17 protein-coding genes and 1 other RNA gene are annotated in these 14,885 nt (G+C 63.2%); 9 read left to right on the top strand and 9 right to left on the bottom strand.

Features of this window, described 5'->3' with window-relative positions:
• Positions 1 to 67: 67 nt before the first annotated feature.
• Together D1223_RS08915 and D1223_RS08910 are read left to right on the top strand one after the other, a co-directional pair.
• A protein-coding gene (locus D1223_RS08915; protein ID WP_119375279.1) for an IS3 family transposase occupies positions 68 to 1,206 on the top strand; the annotation gives its coding sequence in 2 pieces (ribosomal slippage) (positions 68 to 326 and positions 326 to 1,206; 1,140 coding nt in all).
• Between the two features lie 258 nt (positions 1,207 to 1,464).
• Complete coding sequence (locus D1223_RS08910) at positions 1,465 to 1,863, top strand: RcnB family protein (RefSeq protein ID WP_119376031.1); 399 nt, start codon at positions 1,465 to 1,467, stop codon at positions 1,861 to 1,863.
• Positions 1,864 to 1,920: 57 nt separating this feature from the next.
• Here the strand turns inward: D1223_RS08910 and D1223_RS08905 are convergent, their stop codons facing one another.
• Both D1223_RS08905 and D1223_RS08900 read right to left on the bottom strand, forming a co-directional pair.
• Positions 1,921 to 2,454 carry a hypothetical protein gene (locus tag D1223_RS08905; RefSeq protein WP_147372738.1) on the bottom strand — a complete coding sequence of 178 codons (534 nt, stop codon included), beginning with the start codon at positions 2,452 to 2,454 and terminating at the stop codon, positions 1,921 to 1,923.
• A gap of 169 nt (positions 2,455 to 2,623) precedes the next feature.
• Positions 2,624 to 3,022, bottom strand: a complete 399-nt coding sequence (locus D1223_RS08900; RefSeq protein WP_119376029.1) for a DUF4168 domain-containing protein — start codon at positions 3,020 to 3,022, stop codon at positions 2,624 to 2,626.
• Between the two features lie 186 nt (positions 3,023 to 3,208).
• Between D1223_RS08900 and ssrS the strand changes: the two genes are divergently transcribed.
• The 4 genes from ssrS to D1223_RS08885 all read left to right on the top strand — a co-directional run bounded on the left by ssrS (position 3,209) and on the right by D1223_RS08885 (position 6,509).
• Positions 3,209 to 3,365, top strand: a non-coding RNA gene (gene ssrS, locus D1223_RS19340) — 6S RNA.
• 58 nt (positions 3,366 to 3,423) lie between these two features.
• Complete coding sequence (locus tag D1223_RS08895) at positions 3,424 to 4,284, top strand: DMT family transporter (RefSeq protein ID WP_119376028.1); 861 nt, start codon at positions 3,424 to 3,426, stop codon at positions 4,282 to 4,284.
• Between the two features lie 39 nt (positions 4,285 to 4,323).
• A complete protein-coding gene (locus D1223_RS08890; protein WP_119376027.1) occupies positions 4,324 to 5,778 on the top strand; it encodes a lipopolysaccharide biosynthesis protein in 1,455 nt (484 codons plus the stop codon).
• Between the two features lie 8 nt (positions 5,779 to 5,786).
• Complete coding sequence (locus D1223_RS08885; protein ID WP_119376026.1) at positions 5,787 to 6,509, top strand: inner membrane-spanning protein YciB; 723 nt, start codon at positions 5,787 to 5,789, stop codon at positions 6,507 to 6,509.
• Here D1223_RS08885 and D1223_RS08880 read toward each other — a convergent pair.
• Positions 6,472 to 7,035: an NUDIX hydrolase gene (locus tag D1223_RS08880; protein ID WP_119376025.1), complete on the bottom strand. Its 564-nt coding sequence runs from the start codon at positions 7,033 to 7,035 to the stop codon at positions 6,472 to 6,474. The two genes, D1223_RS08885 and D1223_RS08880, sit on opposite strands and share 38 nt — an antisense overlap.
• A gap of 114 nt (positions 7,036 to 7,149) precedes the next feature.
• Between D1223_RS08880 and D1223_RS08875 the strand changes: the two genes are divergently transcribed.
• A complete protein-coding gene (locus tag D1223_RS08875; RefSeq protein WP_119376100.1) occupies positions 7,150 to 7,755 on the top strand; it encodes a MarR family winged helix-turn-helix transcriptional regulator in 606 nt (201 codons plus the stop codon).
• Positions 7,756 to 7,758: 3 nt separating this feature from the next.
• Here D1223_RS08875 and D1223_RS08870 read toward each other — a convergent pair whose 3' ends face one another.
• Genes D1223_RS08870 through ccmA form a run of 5 tightly spaced genes read right to left on the bottom strand, consistent with a single transcriptional unit; the run spans position 7,759 to position 10,423 of the window.
• Entirely contained in the window at positions 7,759 to 8,268 is a 510-nt protein-coding gene (locus D1223_RS08870; RefSeq protein ID WP_233352884.1) for a redoxin family protein, read from the bottom strand.
• 8 nt (positions 8,269 to 8,276) lie between these two features.
• The gene (locus D1223_RS18825; protein ID WP_158586560.1) at positions 8,277 to 8,429 is read right to left on the bottom strand and encodes a hypothetical protein; all 153 of its coding nucleotides are present in this window, start codon (positions 8,427 to 8,429) and stop codon (positions 8,277 to 8,279) included.
• Between the two features lie 6 nt (positions 8,430 to 8,435).
• Positions 8,436 to 9,167: a heme ABC transporter permease CcmC gene (gene ccmC / locus D1223_RS08865; RefSeq protein ID WP_119376023.1), complete on the bottom strand. Its 732-nt coding sequence runs from the start codon at positions 9,165 to 9,167 to the stop codon at positions 8,436 to 8,438.
• Between the two features lie 21 nt (positions 9,168 to 9,188).
• Positions 9,189 to 9,851, bottom strand: a complete 663-nt coding sequence (gene ccmB / locus D1223_RS08860; RefSeq protein WP_119376022.1) for a heme exporter protein CcmB — start codon at positions 9,849 to 9,851, stop codon at positions 9,189 to 9,191.
• Complete coding sequence (ccmA, locus tag D1223_RS08855) at positions 9,848 to 10,423, bottom strand: heme ABC exporter ATP-binding protein CcmA (RefSeq protein WP_119376021.1); 576 nt, start codon at positions 10,421 to 10,423, stop codon at positions 9,848 to 9,850. Before ccmA ends, ccmB begins: the two co-directional genes overlap by 4 nt.
• A 135-nt stretch (positions 10,424 to 10,558) precedes the next feature.
• On the opposite strand from ccmA, the gene acnA reads away from it, so the two are divergent.
• Together acnA and D1223_RS08845 are read left to right on the top strand one after the other, a co-directional pair.
• On the top strand, positions 10,559 to 13,333 hold the full coding sequence (gene acnA, locus D1223_RS08850) for an aconitate hydratase AcnA (RefSeq protein ID WP_119376099.1): 2,775 nt from the start codon (positions 10,559 to 10,561) through the stop codon (positions 13,331 to 13,333).
• A 103-nt stretch (positions 13,334 to 13,436) separates the two neighbouring features.
• Complete coding sequence (locus D1223_RS08845; protein ID WP_158588438.1) at positions 13,437 to 14,102, top strand: DUF1223 domain-containing protein; 666 nt, start codon at positions 13,437 to 13,439, stop codon at positions 14,100 to 14,102.
• Positions 14,103 to 14,111: 9 nt separating this feature from the next.
• Here D1223_RS08845 and phaR read toward each other — a convergent pair whose 3' ends face one another.
• Positions 14,112 to 14,738 (bottom strand): polyhydroxyalkanoate synthesis repressor PhaR, encoded by a 627-nt coding sequence (gene phaR / locus D1223_RS08840; RefSeq protein ID WP_119376019.1) that lies wholly within the window; start codon positions 14,736 to 14,738, stop codon positions 14,112 to 14,114.
• Positions 14,739 to 14,885 lie beyond the last annotated feature (147 nt).

Genomic DNA, 14,885 nt, shown 5'->3' with positions numbered 1-14,885 from the left:
GTGGTCTGCTCCCTGAAAAGTGGTCCATTATTTGAGTTAGTTCCGGCTTCAGATATGGAGCTGAGACATGGGCAAGAGATCTACGCCTGAAGAGATTATTGCGAAGCTGCGGGAGGTGGAGGTGCGCCTTGCTCGCGGTGAGACGACGGGTCAGGCCGTGCGTTCGATCGGCGTGACGGAGCAGACCTACTACCGGTGGCGCAAGGAGTATGGCGGGCTGCAGGTTGGCCAGGCCAAGCGGATGAAGGAGATCGAGAAGGAGAATGCGCGGCTTCGCCGGGCGATCTCCGATCTGACCCTCGACAACCAGATCCTTCAGGAAGTCATCAAGGGAAAGTTCTAAGCCCTTCACGCAAACGCGAAGCGGTCGATCATGTGGTTGAGACACTCGGCGCAACCGAGCGCCGGGCCTGCCGTGTGATCGGCCAGCACCGTTCCACTCAGCGCAAGCCGCGCGTGCCGCGTCAGGACGAGGATGTGCTGACAGCAGCCATCATCGCCCTGGCGGAACGGTTCGGCCGGTATGGCTACCGCCGGATCACGGCCCTGCTGAGACGGGATGGCTGGCATGTGAACGAGAAGCGCGTCTATCGCATCTGGCGGCGTGAGGGGCTGAAAGTGCCAATGAAACAACCGAAACGTGGACGCCTCTGGCTGAATGACGGTTCGTGCGTAAGACTTCGGCCAGCGCACAAGGGCCATGTCTGGTCATATGACTTCGTGCAGGACCGCACCCATGACGGCAAGGTGTTCCGCATGCTGTGCGTCATAGATGAGTTCACCCGCGAATGTCTCGCCATCCGCGTCGAACGCAAGCTCAACTCGCGTGATGTGCTCGACACGCTGGGCGAGCTGTTCGTGCATCATGGCCCGCCGGAGCATATCCGCTCCGATAATGGCCCCGAGTTCATCGCCACAGCTCTACGGGACTGGCTGGCACGTATCGGCGTGAAGACGCTCTATATCGAACCGGGAAGCCCATGGGAAAACGGATACTGCGAAAGCTTCAACTCCAAGCTCAGGGACGAGTTGCTGGCGAGGGAGATCTTCTATGATCTCAGGGAGGCCAAAGTCCTGATCGAAACCTGGCGGCGGCACTACAACACCGCGCGCCCACACTCTTCTCTGGGCTACCGGCCACCCGCTCCACAAACCATCTTGCCCGCGGCGTTCATACCGCCTTACTGTGACGAGGTAGCGGCATGAACGCCGCTACGTGGAAACCGCCGGACTAACATTACCGGTGGACCACCCCTGTGGGGCAGAGCAACTAACCTCCTCTTCGGCCTGAATTCACGAGGAACAGAGTGCCAAGACCGACGCCCGCCTGACCATACAGGAATCTACTTATGGCCGGGCGGAATTCGACGCTGAACGCAAGATAACGGGCTCAGGGGCGGAACCGGGCGCCACGAGCGTCCGTTTGCCTTCCATGCAGAATGCAGGACGAAAGGAAACAGGACCATGACGTCTATCCGTAACTTGTCTGTCGCAGGCGCCGTCGCTGCGGCTTTCGCCGCTGCCGCCGGTGCTCCGGCCCTTGCCGATCCGCCACACTGCCCGCCGGGCCATGCCAAGAAGGGCTGGTGCGGACCGGGCTGGAAGGCCGATGGCTATGACCAGTGGCGCCAGCGCAACGACGAACAGCGCGCCTATGATGAAGGTTATGAGGACGGCCGGCGCGACGCGATCCGCTATGATGGCCGGTATTATGATGATTACCGGGTGATCCGCGACTATGGCCGCTATGGCCTCAACCCACCGCCGAGCGGCCACTACTATGCCGAGGTGGATGGCGACATCATGATGGTCCAGCTGGCCACCCAGCTTGTCACCGAGCTGCTGACGGGTCAGCGCCAGTAGACCTTCCACAGCACCAGAACACGCTGGCGCCCGGACTGCACATCCGGGCGTCTTGCGTTACATGGGCGGAAAAATCCTGTCCTCCAGCCCTTCGCAGTCGGCCGACTGGAGCGGTTTGTCCATGAAACCGTCCGGCGCGGCCGTATCAGGCGTGATGGACCAGGTCATCGTGCCCACCTGAGTATCGCCATCGACCTCAGTGACGGAGTCGAACGCGTAGAGCCCATCCTCGCCAAACCCGCCATTCGTCAGCTCGATCCAGAAGCTGGCATAATAGGCGGCTTCCTCCTGGTGGATGTTGCCGTAATTGGTTCCGGAAACATCGCCCTCTTCAGTGACTTCAATCTCCATGGCCTCGGTGGTATCGGCACTGTCGCGATAATAGCAATACTGCCCGGCAGGAAGCGGATCAGCCGCCGCGGTCGCGGGATCATCTGCTGCGGCTTCGGCCGCATCCGGAGTGGGGCTTGCCTCAGCTTGGGGGTTTTCAGTCGGAGGCACCGGCGCATCCGCCGGATCGTCATTGGCGGGTGCAGACGGGTTGCAGGCTGCCATTAGCGCCATCGCTGTCGTGAGTATGATAAATCGCATGGCCGTTTCCCTTCCCGAGCTGACTGCCGGCGAGCATTGAGACTTTCGTGCAGCATTACAAGCGATTGCGGCGAGTTGACGACCAGAAGACAAAAAAACCCCGCCGGTCGCGCCGGCGGGGCAGGATGATGGGAGATGAATGCAAAGTCTGCACCCTGTCGGGCGGGCCTTAGCCCTCCATCTTGGCGCGCAGCTTGTTGGCGAGGTCTTCGTCCGCCCGCGCCAGCTGCACGATCTGAGTGAACCGGGTCGGGGTCAGGCCCTTTTCCTGGATCGCGGCGACCATGCTCTGCTGCGCATTGGCCTGGATCTTCTGGGCCGCGGCCTTGTCCTCAGCCTGCTGGAGTTGCTGGTTCGCCGACTGGGCGATCGTCGCAACTTCCGCATTGGCGGCGACAAACTGGTCGATCTCGGCTTCCGTCACGGGATCGATTTCAGCCGTCGCCTGCGCTTGCGCCTGAGCGCCTTGCTGTGACTGGGCCTGCTGCGCAAAGGCGGCGCCGCCCGTCGCCAGGGCCGCAGCCGCGATAGCGGCCGTCGTGCGGGCGCGGAGAGTCGTAAGAGCCATTAGGGTCTCCTTTCGGTTGGTTGCTGCCTCAGCCAAACAGCCGTGAGGCTACCGCGAAACCCCTTGTCTGCAGCCCTGTTCCTGTTGTGACTGCATGGTAATCTGCACAGCCGGTCCGGCCCGCAGATGACAATTGCGATACCCCCTACCCAAGAGCCTCCACGCACACTATCTGTGAGGGCTGCACAAGGGCTGCGGCGCTCGAGGAAGCCAGCTGTCCGCCGACCTTACGTTCCGTCAAGGGAACTGGCTCTGGGACTGGCCGTGGCCTATCCTAACCGGTGCCCACCTAGTTACTAGGTCGACGGGACACGAGAGCCGAGACGGCGTCTGCGGTCCTTGTGCGCGCCTTCCTCAAAGCTTGACTTTGGCTGCGCCGTGGCAGACGCGAATGTCCGCCAATGTCAGAGACCTTCACCCCCATCCTGCTTTGCCTGCTTTCGGCCGTCACCGTGGCAACGGCGAATTTCGTTGTGAAGCGGGGCGGCGACGTGCTCAGCGCCCGCATGGTGCTGGCGCTCACCTCCGCACTGGGGATGCTACCCTTTGCGTTCTTCGTGCCGCTGCCCGAGCCCGGCCTCTGGCCACCGATCCTGATGGCGATCGGGGCGCATCTGATCTACCAGTTCTGCATGATCCGCGCGCTCCACCGCGGGGACCTGTCCCTCGTCTTCCCGGTTATGCGCGGCCTTGGGCCGATGATGACGGCGATCTTCGCGGTCATCGTCCTCAGCGAGTATCCGGGCGCACTTGGCTGGCTCGGCCTGTCGCTCGCCGCGGCCGCGCTCATCGTCTTTGCCCTGCCCGAGCGCGCCACCGCCAAGGCCCGCAAGCTGAACCAGACAGCGCTTGTCTGGGCGCTGCTGACCTCGGCCGGCATCGGGCTCTACTCGGTGACCGATGCCTATGGCGTGCGCGTGGCCGAGAACAAGTTCACCTTCATCGTCTGGCTGTTCCTGCTCGACTGGATCGGCACAACGGCGGTGACCGTCTGGACCCGGCGCGGACAGCTTGTGGCGCGGCTGCGCCCCCAGCTCATTGGCGGCTTGATTGGCGGGGTCGCGAGCATCGTCTCCTATGGCTCGGCCCTGCTTGCCTTCTCTATGACAAGCGCCGCCACGGTCACGGCGATCCGCGAAACCTCTGTGGTCTTCGGGGCGATCCTTGGCGCCGTTTTCCTGAAGGAGGGGTTCGGCAAGCGGCGGATCGCGGCGGCGACCGTCCTTGCGGCAGGACTCTTGCTACTTGAGACGGATATTTAATCCTCCTTTCGCAGTTCGCTGCTAAGGCTGCCTCCAGCCATGAAACTTTTTCGCCATCTTGCCGGCTACCTGCCAGCCAATCTTGCCAGCGCAATGGCCTCGTTCGGGGGCGTCTATGTCTTCACGCGCCTGCTGGGGGCGGAGGAGTATGGACGCTATGCGCTGATGTTCACTGTGCTGGCGCTGATCCACACCGTGACGCTGGCGCCCGGCGAGGCCGCCGCCTACCGCTTTACCGCACAGGCGAAGGCACGCGGCGATCTTGCAGACCATTATGCGACGGTGCGCTCCCTGCTGCTGCGTTCGCTGCTGATGGCGGGCGTACTCATGCTCGTGCTGACGCTCGCCCTGTCACACATGCCGCGCTACCTGCGCATCCTGCCCTGGATGGCGCTGCTTCTGCCGCTCAACACGCTGCTGCAGGCCACGCTGGAAGCCCACCGCGCAAACCAGGACGTCGGGCGGTATGCGGCGATCTTTTCATTCAAGCTGCTCGGCGGGTTCGCGATTGGCGCGATGATTGCCTGGTTCACCCATATCGGCGCCGCAGCCCCTTTCATCGGGCTCGTCTGCGCGGCCGCCCTGCTGAATGTCTTCCAGGTGCCCTGGCTCGCGCGCGCCGCAAAGGGTGGCCATGCGGATGCCGCCCGACGCCGGGTCTATCTTTCCTATGGGCTGCCGGTAGCCGCCGCGCTGTCGCTCGACCTGCTGCTATCGGCCGCCGACCGGTTCCTGATCACGCTTTTCCTCGGCGAGGCATCCGTCGGCGCCTATGCAGCAGGCTATGGCGTTGCCGACAAGACGATCCTGCTACTCTGCGCATGGGCGGCGATGGCCGGCGCGCCGCTGGTCATGGCCGCCTGGGAAGAAGAAGGAGAGGCGGCTGCGCGGGAACAGGCGCGCGGACTGGTCTCGACCATGCTGCTCATTGGCCTTCCGGCCGCGACCGGCCTAGCCCTTGTTGCAGAGCCGCTGGCCGAAGCCCTGATCGGCGAGGATGTGCGCGACGGAGCGACCCGTATCATCCCGTGGATCGCCTTTGCCGGCCTGATGAACGGCCTGCTGATCCACTATTACACCGAAGCCTTCCAGCTTGCGAAAAAGACAGGCGAACAGGCCCTGCTCATGCTCGTGCCGGCGGGTGCCAACATTGCGGCCAACCTTGTGCTTATCCCCATGCTCGGCCTGATCGGTGCTGTGGTCGCAACGGTTGGCAGCTATGCCCTCGGCATCCTGATCATCGCCCTGCGCGGGCGTCGTTACATTGCCCTGCCCATGCCCTTCCTGGAACTCGCGAAGATCGCCCTGGCCTCGCTCGCCATGTGGCCCGCCGTCGCGCTTGTCCCGCACTTCGGCAGCTGGCCCGAGCTTTTCTGCAAGGCCGCCGCCGGGGGCGCAGTCTACATTGCAGCCGCCTGGCTGCTCGATGCTGGCGGTGCGCGATCATTCATGCGAGACAAGCTCAGCTCATCCAGACCAGCCGAAGCTTCGTAAGCAGGAACATGACCGACCAGAAACCGGGTATCGACACCGCCGCCGACAAGGCGAACCAGATCTGGGGCGACCTCGTCCCCGTTATCGGCTTCGTGCTGATCTATAATGCGCTGCGCATCATCAATCTCGACAATGCCTGGATCAACAAGGACTCGGCGCTCTACTGGGCGACCGCCGCGCTGATCGCGCTGACCCTTGGCGTGATCGTCAACAAGCTGCGCCACAAGCAGCCGATTCCGCCCTTCCTCGTCATCACGTCCTGCATTGTCGGCGGGTTCGGCCTGCTCGGTATCCTCCTGCAGGAAAAGTCATTCATCTATATCAAACCAACCATCCAGAACCTGTTCCTGGCCGCGATCATCTTCGGCAGCATGGCCGTCGGCCAGAATGTCTGGCGGGTCATGTTCCGTTCGGTCTTCGCCTTGCCGGACCATGCCTGGAACCAGCTCGCCATCCGTTGGGGACTGTTTTTCATCGCAATGGCCGTGTGGAACGAATTCCTGTGGCGCACCTACGCCCCCGGCTTCGAACAGCCGCTGAAATTCGCCGGGATGCTGATCGCACCGGCAGGCAGCTACGAGTTTCTCGGCATGACCTTCGGCAGCAAGGATGCCGAGGATATCTGGGCGAACTGGAAGCTCGGCAACATGGTGATCACCTTCATCTTCGGCGCGGCCAATGTGCCCTACACACTCAAACACCTCGAGGAGGAACCGGCGGCTGACGGGTGATCGCTTCGGTGCCTGCCGGATTGCCATAGGGCGCGAAGCTGTCTGAACCCCGGCTCTCGGCATAATGGGTGAGCGCCCAGACCACTGTCGGGAAAGCCAGCTCTGACCAGGGAATATCCTTCCAGTCGAACAGGCCGACCTCAAGACTCTCCGGTCCCGGACGAATATCCGAGACCAGCTCGGCGCGAAACATGATCTGAACCTGGCCGATGCGGTGCACCGTATACATGCCGAGCACCCGGTCGATTTCTATCGTGGCGCACGCTTCCTCCCGCGCCTCGCGCATGGCCGCTTCCTCGATCGACTCGCCCAGTTCCATGTAGCCGGCCGGCAGCGTCCAGTAGCCTTTTCGCGGTTCGATCGCACGGCGGCAAAGGAGGATCTTCCGGTCACGGACGACGACCGAGCCCGCAACAATGCGCGGATTCTGGTAGTCGATGAAGCCGCACGTATTGCAGACGCGACGCTCGCGGTCATCGTCCTCGGGAATACGGTGCTCGAAATTCTCCGCGATGCTGTCTGTCATGATGCTGCAATTGTCTCGCTCTATTGGGGAATTGTGTTGATCCGCACACGGTTTGTTTCCACATGGGAAAGTGATTAGAAGACTATGTCGAATACAAACGAGGATAAGGTTGCGATGACTGAGCAACAAGCAGAGGCATCATTTGATCTGTCGGCGTCGCCGAGCCACTTGTTGCACCGTGCGCAGCAATCTGCCGTCAATCTTTCTTCGAGCGCCCTCGCAGAGCAGGGCCTGACACTTCGCCAGTTCGCCGTGCTCGCCGCGCTTGCCAGCGAAGAAGGACAGAGCCAGTCGCGCCTCGTCGACAAGACCGGGATCGACCGCTCGACCCTCGCCGACATGGTCGGACGGATGGAGCGCGCCGGCTATATCAAGCGGACGGACTCCAAGGAGGACCGCCGGGCCAAGACGGTGTCCCTTCTGGCCAAGGGGCGCAAAGCTTACGAAGCTGCCCTGCCGGCTGTCGAAGCTGCCGACAAGCAGGTCCTCGACATGATCCGGGCCAATCGCCGCGTCGGCTTCCTGGCATCCCTGGCCTCGATTGGGGGGCCGGAAGAAGAGGCTGAAGTCCTCGAGGACATGGCCGCCGCCGAGAGCGAGGACGCTGACAAGTCCAAGGCCAAGCCCAAGAAGGCGAAGACCGCGAAAGCGGCAAAGGCCGACAAGGCGGACAAGTCGAAGACCGACAAGAAGAAGAAAAAGAAGAAGAAGAAGAAATAGGCGTCAGCCGGCCAGCGCCGCGCTGACCTCCGCTGCGCGTTGTTCATCGAGCACACCGCGAACGTGCAGGATGATCTTGCCTTCAGGGCTGATCACGAATGTCTCCGGCACGCCCGTCAGGCCGAAATCAAGGCCGCCCTGCCCGCTCCGGTCGACCCCAATCTCGACAAATGGGTTACCAAGCTCGGCGAGGAATTCGCGCGTGGCTTCGGGCGCGTCCTTGTAGGCAAGGCCGTAGACCTGTCCCGGATGCGCCCGGGCGAGCCGGGTAATGTCGGCATGCTCTGCCCGGCAGGGCGCACACCAGCTGGCGAACAGATTGACCATGACAGGCTTGTCGCCGGGCGGCGGCGCAAAGCCGATCGTCCGGTTTTCATCGTCCAGCAGGGGAAAGACGCGATCAGGGGCGACCCGGTCTGTCTTGGCGGTGAAGCTCTCCTCCGGCGGACGCATCAGCTGCACAGCGCCGAGCACGCCAAAGCCGAGCAGCGCCGCGAGCGGCAGAATGGCCATCCAGCGCTTCATCGCGTCTCGCTCGCCTGCAGCCGCTCAAGCCGGCGCTTGGCCATGCGCGCCTTCAGCCCGGCATAGATGCCCAGAAGCGCCGGCACGGTGATGCCGATGATCACGATGGCCCAGATGAAGGCCGCATTGGTTTCAAATTGAGGGAGCATGACCGGTCAGCCTCCTGCCAGCTTGCGGGCCATGATCACATCGCCGCGCCGCTGCCAGACTTCGGCGCGCATCAGCGTCAAGGTCAGGGCCGCAAAGAAGATGAGATGGCCGAGCGCACCGATCAGCAGCGGCGTGAGATAGATGGCCGGCATGGCCGGGCCGTCCATCCGGATCACGCTGGCGCTCTGGTGGATCGAGGCCCAGATATCGACCGAAAACTTGATCAGCGGCACGTTGACCGCCCCGACCATGGCAAGGATGGCGCCCGCGCGGGCAGCTTTCTGGCGCGTGTCCATGGCCGCACGCAGGGCCATATAGCCGAGGAAGAGAAAGAACATCAGCAGCACCGACATCATCCGCGCATCGTCCCAGAGCCACCATGTGCCCCAGGTCGGCTTGCCCCAGATCGCGCCGGTGGCCAGGCACATCGCCGTATAGCCCGCCCCGATCGGCGCGATGGACTTTGCGGCCATGTCGGCCAGCTCGTGGCGCCAGATGAACCAGACGAAGCTCGCCACGGCGAGCCCCATATAGCTGCCCATGGCCAGCCAGGCGGATGGCACATGGATGAACATGGCGCGCATGATATCCCCGCCCTGGTAATCGTCCTGCGGCACGACCCAGAGCGCCTGCCAGAGGCTCCAGGCAATCAGCAGGATACCGGCCACAAGACAGGCCGGCGCGAGCCAGCGCGACAGCTTCATGAACCGGTGGGGATTGGCAAAGATCGAAATCATGGCGCTCTCAATACTAGGCGATCAGTCCACGGCCAAGCGAAGCGCCGCAGATGCGGCGAAAGGCGCAACCGCCAGGGCAAACAGGGTCGAGGCTGCGAGGAACAATATGTTCGGCCCGACGGCCCCCGGTTCGGCCGCGAGCGCGCCGAATATGGCGGTCGGCACGAAGAGCGGCAAGGCGAGCAGCGCGATCAGCAATCCGCCGCGCGGGACGCTGGCCGCCAGCGCACCGGCCACCCCGCCCCAGAAGAAGAAAGCCAGTCCGCCCAGCCCATAGGCGAGCATGGCTGGCAGAAGCTGGTCGGCCGGCAGCTGCAGGGTGATCCCGATAAGCGGCGTCAGCAGGACCAGCGGCAGGCCAGAGACGGTCCAGTGCGCAAATATCTTCGCCGCCGCGATGAGAAAGAGCGGGCATGCCTCCTGCGCCCAGAGCTCCAGCGTGCCGTCTTCAAGGTCGGCCTGGAACAGCCGCTCCATGGAAACCAGCGAGGCAAGGGCGAGTGCAACCCAGAGCACGCCTGTCCCGATGGCGGCGAGCTGGTTGGCTTCAGATCCCACGGTGAATGGCACAAGCATCGCCGCCCCGGCGAAGAAACCGATCGGCAGCAGCGCGCCCGCGCCGCCAGCCCAGGCTTCGGCTAAGGCTTGCCCGAAGGCAGCGCGGATGGGGGCGGGCGATCTCACAGCACCACCTCCCGGCTCGCGCCGAATGGAACGTCGCCATGCAGGGCCGCGATGACACCGCCGCCCAGTTCGAGCTGCGCCGCGATCAGGCTGGCAAGCAGGTCCCGCCCTTCCGCATCGAGGGCGTTGAACGGTTCGTCAAGCAGCCAGATCGGGCGCTCGACCAGCAGCAGCCGGCCAAGCGCGGTGCGCCGGCGCTGACCCGCCGAGAGCAGCCGGCCCGGCACATCCATAGGGCGTTCGAGCCCCATGCTCTTCGCTATGCCTTCGGGAGACAGCGTACTGCCCCAGACACGCGCCCAGTGGGTAAGATGCTGGCGCGGGGTTTCATGCGGCTTGATGCCATCGCGATGACCGAGCCAGTGATGCGCACCGCTGCTTTTCACCTCGCCCGTTGCGGGCTGGCTGAGCCCCGCGAGCATGCGCAATAGCGTGGACTTGCCCGACCCGTTCGGCCCGCGCAGCACAAGCGCCTCACCCGGGCGCAGGCTGAGATGCAGGCCCGAAAACAGGATCCGTTCGCCGCGAACAGCACCCAGCCCGTCAGCCTCGATGAGCAGGCCGCCTGTCAAAACCGTTCCCGCAGGTCAATTGCCGCACAATGCTGCGATTGCACATCGCCCGATACGCTAGTAAGACGCGGGCAACGAAGCGCCGCGCGGCCACGCGCGTCCCACCCGATGATGCAAGAAGAGGTCACGCCCACGATGCCATCCCTTGACAGTTTCAAAGCCCGCCGCACCCTCGACGTCGACGGAAAGTCCTACACTTACTACTCGCTCAAGGCTGCGGCCGAGAACGGTCTTGGCGATGTCTCACGGCTTCCCGCATCACTCAAGGTGCTGCTGGAAAACATGCTGCGCAACGAGGATGGCAAGACAGTCACCAAGGCAGACATTGTCGCCTTCAAGGAATGGCTCGACAATAAGGGAAGTGCGCAACACGAAATCGCCTACCGCCCGGCCCGCGTCCTGATGCAGGACTTCACCGGCGTTCCTGCGGTTGTTGACCTCGCCGCCATGCGCGACGCCGCTGAGAAGCTTGGCGCCGATGCCGAGGCCATCAACCCGCTGGTGCCGGTTGACCTGGTAATCGACCACTCCGTGATGGTCGATTTCTTCGCCAATGAGGACAGCTTCGAGAAGAATGTCGAAATCGAATATGAGCGCAATGGCGAGCGTTATGAGTTCCTGCGCTGGGGCTCCAAGGCCTTCCGCAACTTCCGCGTTGTGCCGCCGGGCACGGGTATCTGCCACCAGGTGAACCTGGAATATCTCGGCCAGACCGTCTGGACCCGTGAGGAAGATGGCGAGACCATCGCCTATTTCGACACCTGCGTCGGTACCGACTCCCACACCACAATGATCAACGGCCTTTCGGTCCTCGGCTGGGGCGTCGGCGGCATCGAGGCTGAAGCCGCCATGCTCGGCCAGCCGGTGTCGATGCTGATCCCGGAAGTCGTCGGCTTCAAGCTGACCGGCAAGCTTGCCGAAGGCGCGACAGCGACCGACCTCGTGCTGACCGTCACCCAGATGCTGCGCAAGCATGGCGTGGTCGGCAAGTTCGTCGAGTTCTTCGGCCCCGGCCTTGCCAACCTGACCCTGGAAGACGAAGCGACCATCTCGAACATGGCGCCGGAATATGGCGCGACCTGCGGCTTCTTCCCGGTCGACGAGGAAACCCTTTCCTACCTGTCCGACACGGGCCGCGACCCCGAGCGCGTCAAGCTGGTCGAAGCCTATGCCAAGGCACAGGGCTACTGGCGCCCGGAGATGCCGGATCCGGTCTACACCTCGACGCTGGAGCTCGATCTCGGCAGCGTCGTTCCTTCGCTCGCCGGTCCCAAGCGCCCGCAGGACCGCGTGCTGCTGTCAGAAGCCGACACGGCATTCCGTGACGCGCTGAACGAAATTCGGGGCGGCTCCAAGGATCCGAACACCACCCCAGGCTCGCGTGGGGAAGCCCGGTTCGTCGATGAAGGCGCAACGAGCGTCTACACCCATCCGGAATCCTATGGCGTCTCGATGCATTCTGTTGAAGGCACCGACTACCATATCCATGACGGCTCGGTCGTCATCGCGGCGATCACCTCGTGTACCAACACCTCCAACCCGTCCGTCATGCTGGCCGCCGGCCTTCTGGCCCGCAACGCGCTGGAAAAGGGCCTTGCCCGCAAACCTTGGGTGAAGACCTCGCTGGCCCCCGGCTCCAAGGTCGTGACCGACTATCTCGCCCGCGCTGGCCTCCAGGACGATCTTGACGCGCTGGGCTTCAACCTTGTCGGCTATGGCTGCACGACCTGTATCGGCAACTCCGGCCCGCTGCCGCCCGCCGTTTCAAAGGCGATCAGCGAGAATGACCTGGTCGCCGCCTCCGTCCTGTCGGGCAACCGCAACTTTGAAGGCCGGATCAGCCAGGATATCCGCGCGAACTATCTCGCTTCCCCGCCGCTGGTCGTCGCCTATGCGATCGCCGGCTCACTGCACGTCAATCTGACCACCGACCCGCTCGGCAAGGACAAGGACGGCAATGATGTCTACCTCAAGGACATCTGGCCGACCTCGCACGAAATCGCCGAAGTGATGCGCAAGTCGGTGACACCGGAGATGTTCACGGAGCGCTATGGCGACGTCTTCAAGGGTGACGAGCACTGGCAGAACATCTCGGTTACCGGCTCGAAGACCTACTCTTGGCCGGCCGGCTCGACCTATGTCCAGAACCCGCCCTATTTCGAGGGCATGAGCGTGGAACTCGACAAGGCCGAGGACGTCAAGGATGCGCGCATCCTGGGCCTCTTCGCCGACTCGATTACGACCGACCACATCTCGCCTGCTGGCGCGATCAAGGCATCCAGCCCCGCAGGGCGCTACCTGCAGGAACACCAGGTGTCCCCGGTGGACTTCAACTCCTATGGCTCGCGGCGCGGCAATCACCAGGTCATGATGCGCGGCACCTTCGCCAACATCCGCATCAAGAACCAGATGGTCCCCGGTGTCGAAGGCGGCGTGACCGTCCACCAGCCGTCGGGCGAGCAGATGGCGATCTACGACGCGGCCATGAAGTACAAGGATGAGGGCGTTCCGCTCGTCGTATTCGCCGGCAAGGAATACGGCACCGGCTCGTCGCGCGACTGGGCGGCGAAGGGCACGATCCTCCTCGGCGTGAAAGCCGTCGTCGCCGAAAGTTTCGAGCGCATCCACCGCTCGAACCTGATCGGCATGGGCGTCCTTCCGCTGCAGTTCAAGGACGGCCAGAGCTGGCACAGCCTCGGCCTCGACGGCTCAGAGCAGGTCTCGATCAGCGGGATCGACTCGATCAGCCCGCGCCAGGACCTCGACGTCATCATCAAGAAGAAAGACGGCTCCACGGTCACCGCGAAGACGCTCGTGCGGATCGATACCGAGAACGAGCTCGACTACTTCCGCAATGGCGGCATCCTGCACTATGTGCTGCGCAATCTCGCCCGCGAGGCTGCGGCCTGAGGATCAGGTGAAGCGGCCCGCAATCGGCGAATGTCAGCGATTGCGGGCCGATCACAGCACGGTGATTTCATTTCAGCCGCCGAAAACGCTATCTCACGCAGCGATGAAAAATTTCCTCCCATCCAGCTTGCTCGCGCTTGCAGCCCTGACACTCGCCGCCGGCCCGGCCGCTGCGGAGCGTCAGCCTGTGCTGATCGAGCTTTTCGCATCGCAGAACTGCAATGCCTGCCCCGCCGCGCATCGAACGCTCAAGGCCGTTCAGGCCGAGCAGGGCGACAATGTCATGGTGCTGACCTGGTCGGTGGATTACTGGGACTATCTCGGCACGCCGGACCCGATGGCGCTGCCTGTCGCCAGCGAACGCCAGGCCGCCTATGCCGACCGGCTGGGCGTTCGTGCGCCTTACACGCCGCAATCGGTCTATGATGGCGCCAAACAGTGCCCGGCGACACGGCGCGCGGCGGTCGACGAGAACATCGCGCTGCGTACCGCCGCAGACCGGCCCGGTGAAGTTTCAGTCGCGGTTCTGCCCGGCAACCGTTTCAGCCTCGACGGGCATACGCCCGCCCCGGCCGAGGTCAACCTGGTCGAATTCCTCGACGCACCGGCCAATCCGACACCAATGGTACACCCGGTCACGCGGGCATCGACGCTCGGCCTGTGGACGGGCGGCCATGTCAGCTTCAGCTATGACTGCGAGGCGAGCTGCGTCGCCATTGTGCAGGCGCCGAATTATGGCGAGGTCTACGCCACGCATCGGCTGAAATAGGCAGGCAGCCTACTTCTTGGAGAGGCTTTCCAGCTGCTCCTGCATCATCTTCATCTGCGCCTTCAGCGCAGACATGGCTGCATCGCGCTCATCCTCTTCGGCGGTCTTTGCCTCCGGTTCGGGATCACTGCGCTTCGGCTTCTCGGTCTTGCCGTGCGGATCGCCCGCCGGCATCCCGCCGGACATGACCGAGGGAGGCGTGAACATTTTCATCGCCTGCTCGAACATTTCCATGTTGCGGCGCGCCTGGTTCTCGAACATCGCCATCGGATGGGCCCCGCCCATGGCCTTCTTCCAGCGCTCCTGGGACTCTGCGAAGCTGTTCATGCTCATGTCGAGCCAGGCCGGCAGCATGGACTGGGCACCGCCGCCATAAAAGCCGATCAACTGGCGCAGGAAGGAGAGCGGCAACGCACCATCGCCCTTGGTTTCGCGTTCGAAGATGATCTGCGTGAGAACGGCGCGCGTCAGGTCTTCGCCGGTCTTGGCGTCGCGGACTTCGAAATCGACTTCGCGCCGCACAAGATCTGCAAGATGGTCGAGCGTGACATACGATGAGGTAGATGTGTCATAAAGCCGCCGGTTGGCGTACTTCTTGATCACAACCGTGCCATCGTTGCCGTTTGCCTTAGTCATTTCGTGCCCTTTTCTCCGCCCTTTGCGGCGAATTTATTGCTGTTTGGCGCCGATCTTCGCATGTCGCCGCCTAACTTTCAAAATCGCCCTTTTGTCTTATACATATCATGCTTACACCAGATTGAGCAGATGCAGCGAAATTTTTGC

The sequence above is a fragment of the Henriciella mobilis genome, from assembly GCF_003576285.1.
Lineage (GTDB): Bacteria > Pseudomonadota > Alphaproteobacteria > Caulobacterales > Hyphomonadaceae > Henriciella > Henriciella mobilis.
The sequence above is the reverse complement of the archived record's forward strand: the minus strand, read 5'-3'. Positions and strand labels throughout refer to the sequence as shown.

Bases quoted from the DNA above. Each gene is read 5' to 3' on its own strand.
- D1223_RS08910 (WP_119376031.1), top strand. From the start codon at position 1,465: ATGACGTCTATCCGTAACTTGTCTGTCGCAGGCGCCGTCGCTGCGGCT.
- D1223_RS08905 (WP_147372738.1), bottom strand. From the start codon at position 2,454: ATGCGATTTATCATACTCACGACAGCGATGGCGCTAATGGCAGCCTGC.
- D1223_RS08900 (WP_119376029.1), bottom strand. From the start codon at position 3,022: ATGGCTCTTACGACTCTCCGCGCCCGCACGACGGCCGCTATCGCGGCT.
- D1223_RS08895 (WP_119376028.1), top strand. From the start codon at position 3,424: ATGTCAGAGACCTTCACCCCCATCCTGCTTTGCCTGCTTTCGGCCGTC.
- D1223_RS08890 (WP_119376027.1), top strand. From the start codon at position 4,324: ATGAAACTTTTTCGCCATCTTGCCGGCTACCTGCCAGCCAATCTTGCC.
- D1223_RS08885 (WP_119376026.1), top strand. From the start codon at position 5,787: ATGACCGACCAGAAACCGGGTATCGACACCGCCGCCGACAAGGCGAAC.
- D1223_RS08880 (WP_119376025.1), bottom strand. From the start codon at position 7,035: ATGACAGACAGCATCGCGGAGAATTTCGAGCACCGTATTCCCGAGGAC.
- D1223_RS08875 (WP_119376100.1), top strand. From the start codon at position 7,150: ATGACTGAGCAACAAGCAGAGGCATCATTTGATCTGTCGGCGTCGCCG.
- D1223_RS08870 (WP_233352884.1), bottom strand. From the start codon at position 8,268: ATGGCCATTCTGCCGCTCGCGGCGCTGCTCGGCTTTGGCGTGCTCGGC.
- D1223_RS18825 (WP_158586560.1), bottom strand. From the start codon at position 8,429: ATGCTCCCTCAATTTGAAACCAATGCGGCCTTCATCTGGGCCATCGTG.
- ccmC (WP_119376023.1), bottom strand. From the start codon at position 9,167: ATGATTTCGATCTTTGCCAATCCCCACCGGTTCATGAAGCTGTCGCGC.
- acnA (WP_119376099.1), top strand. From the start codon at position 10,559: ATGCCATCCCTTGACAGTTTCAAAGCCCGCCGCACCCTCGACGTCGAC.
- D1223_RS08845 (WP_158588438.1), top strand. From the start codon at position 13,437: ATGAAAAATTTCCTCCCATCCAGCTTGCTCGCGCTTGCAGCCCTGACA.
- phaR (WP_119376019.1), bottom strand. From the start codon at position 14,738: ATGACTAAGGCAAACGGCAACGATGGCACGGTTGTGATCAAGAAGTAC.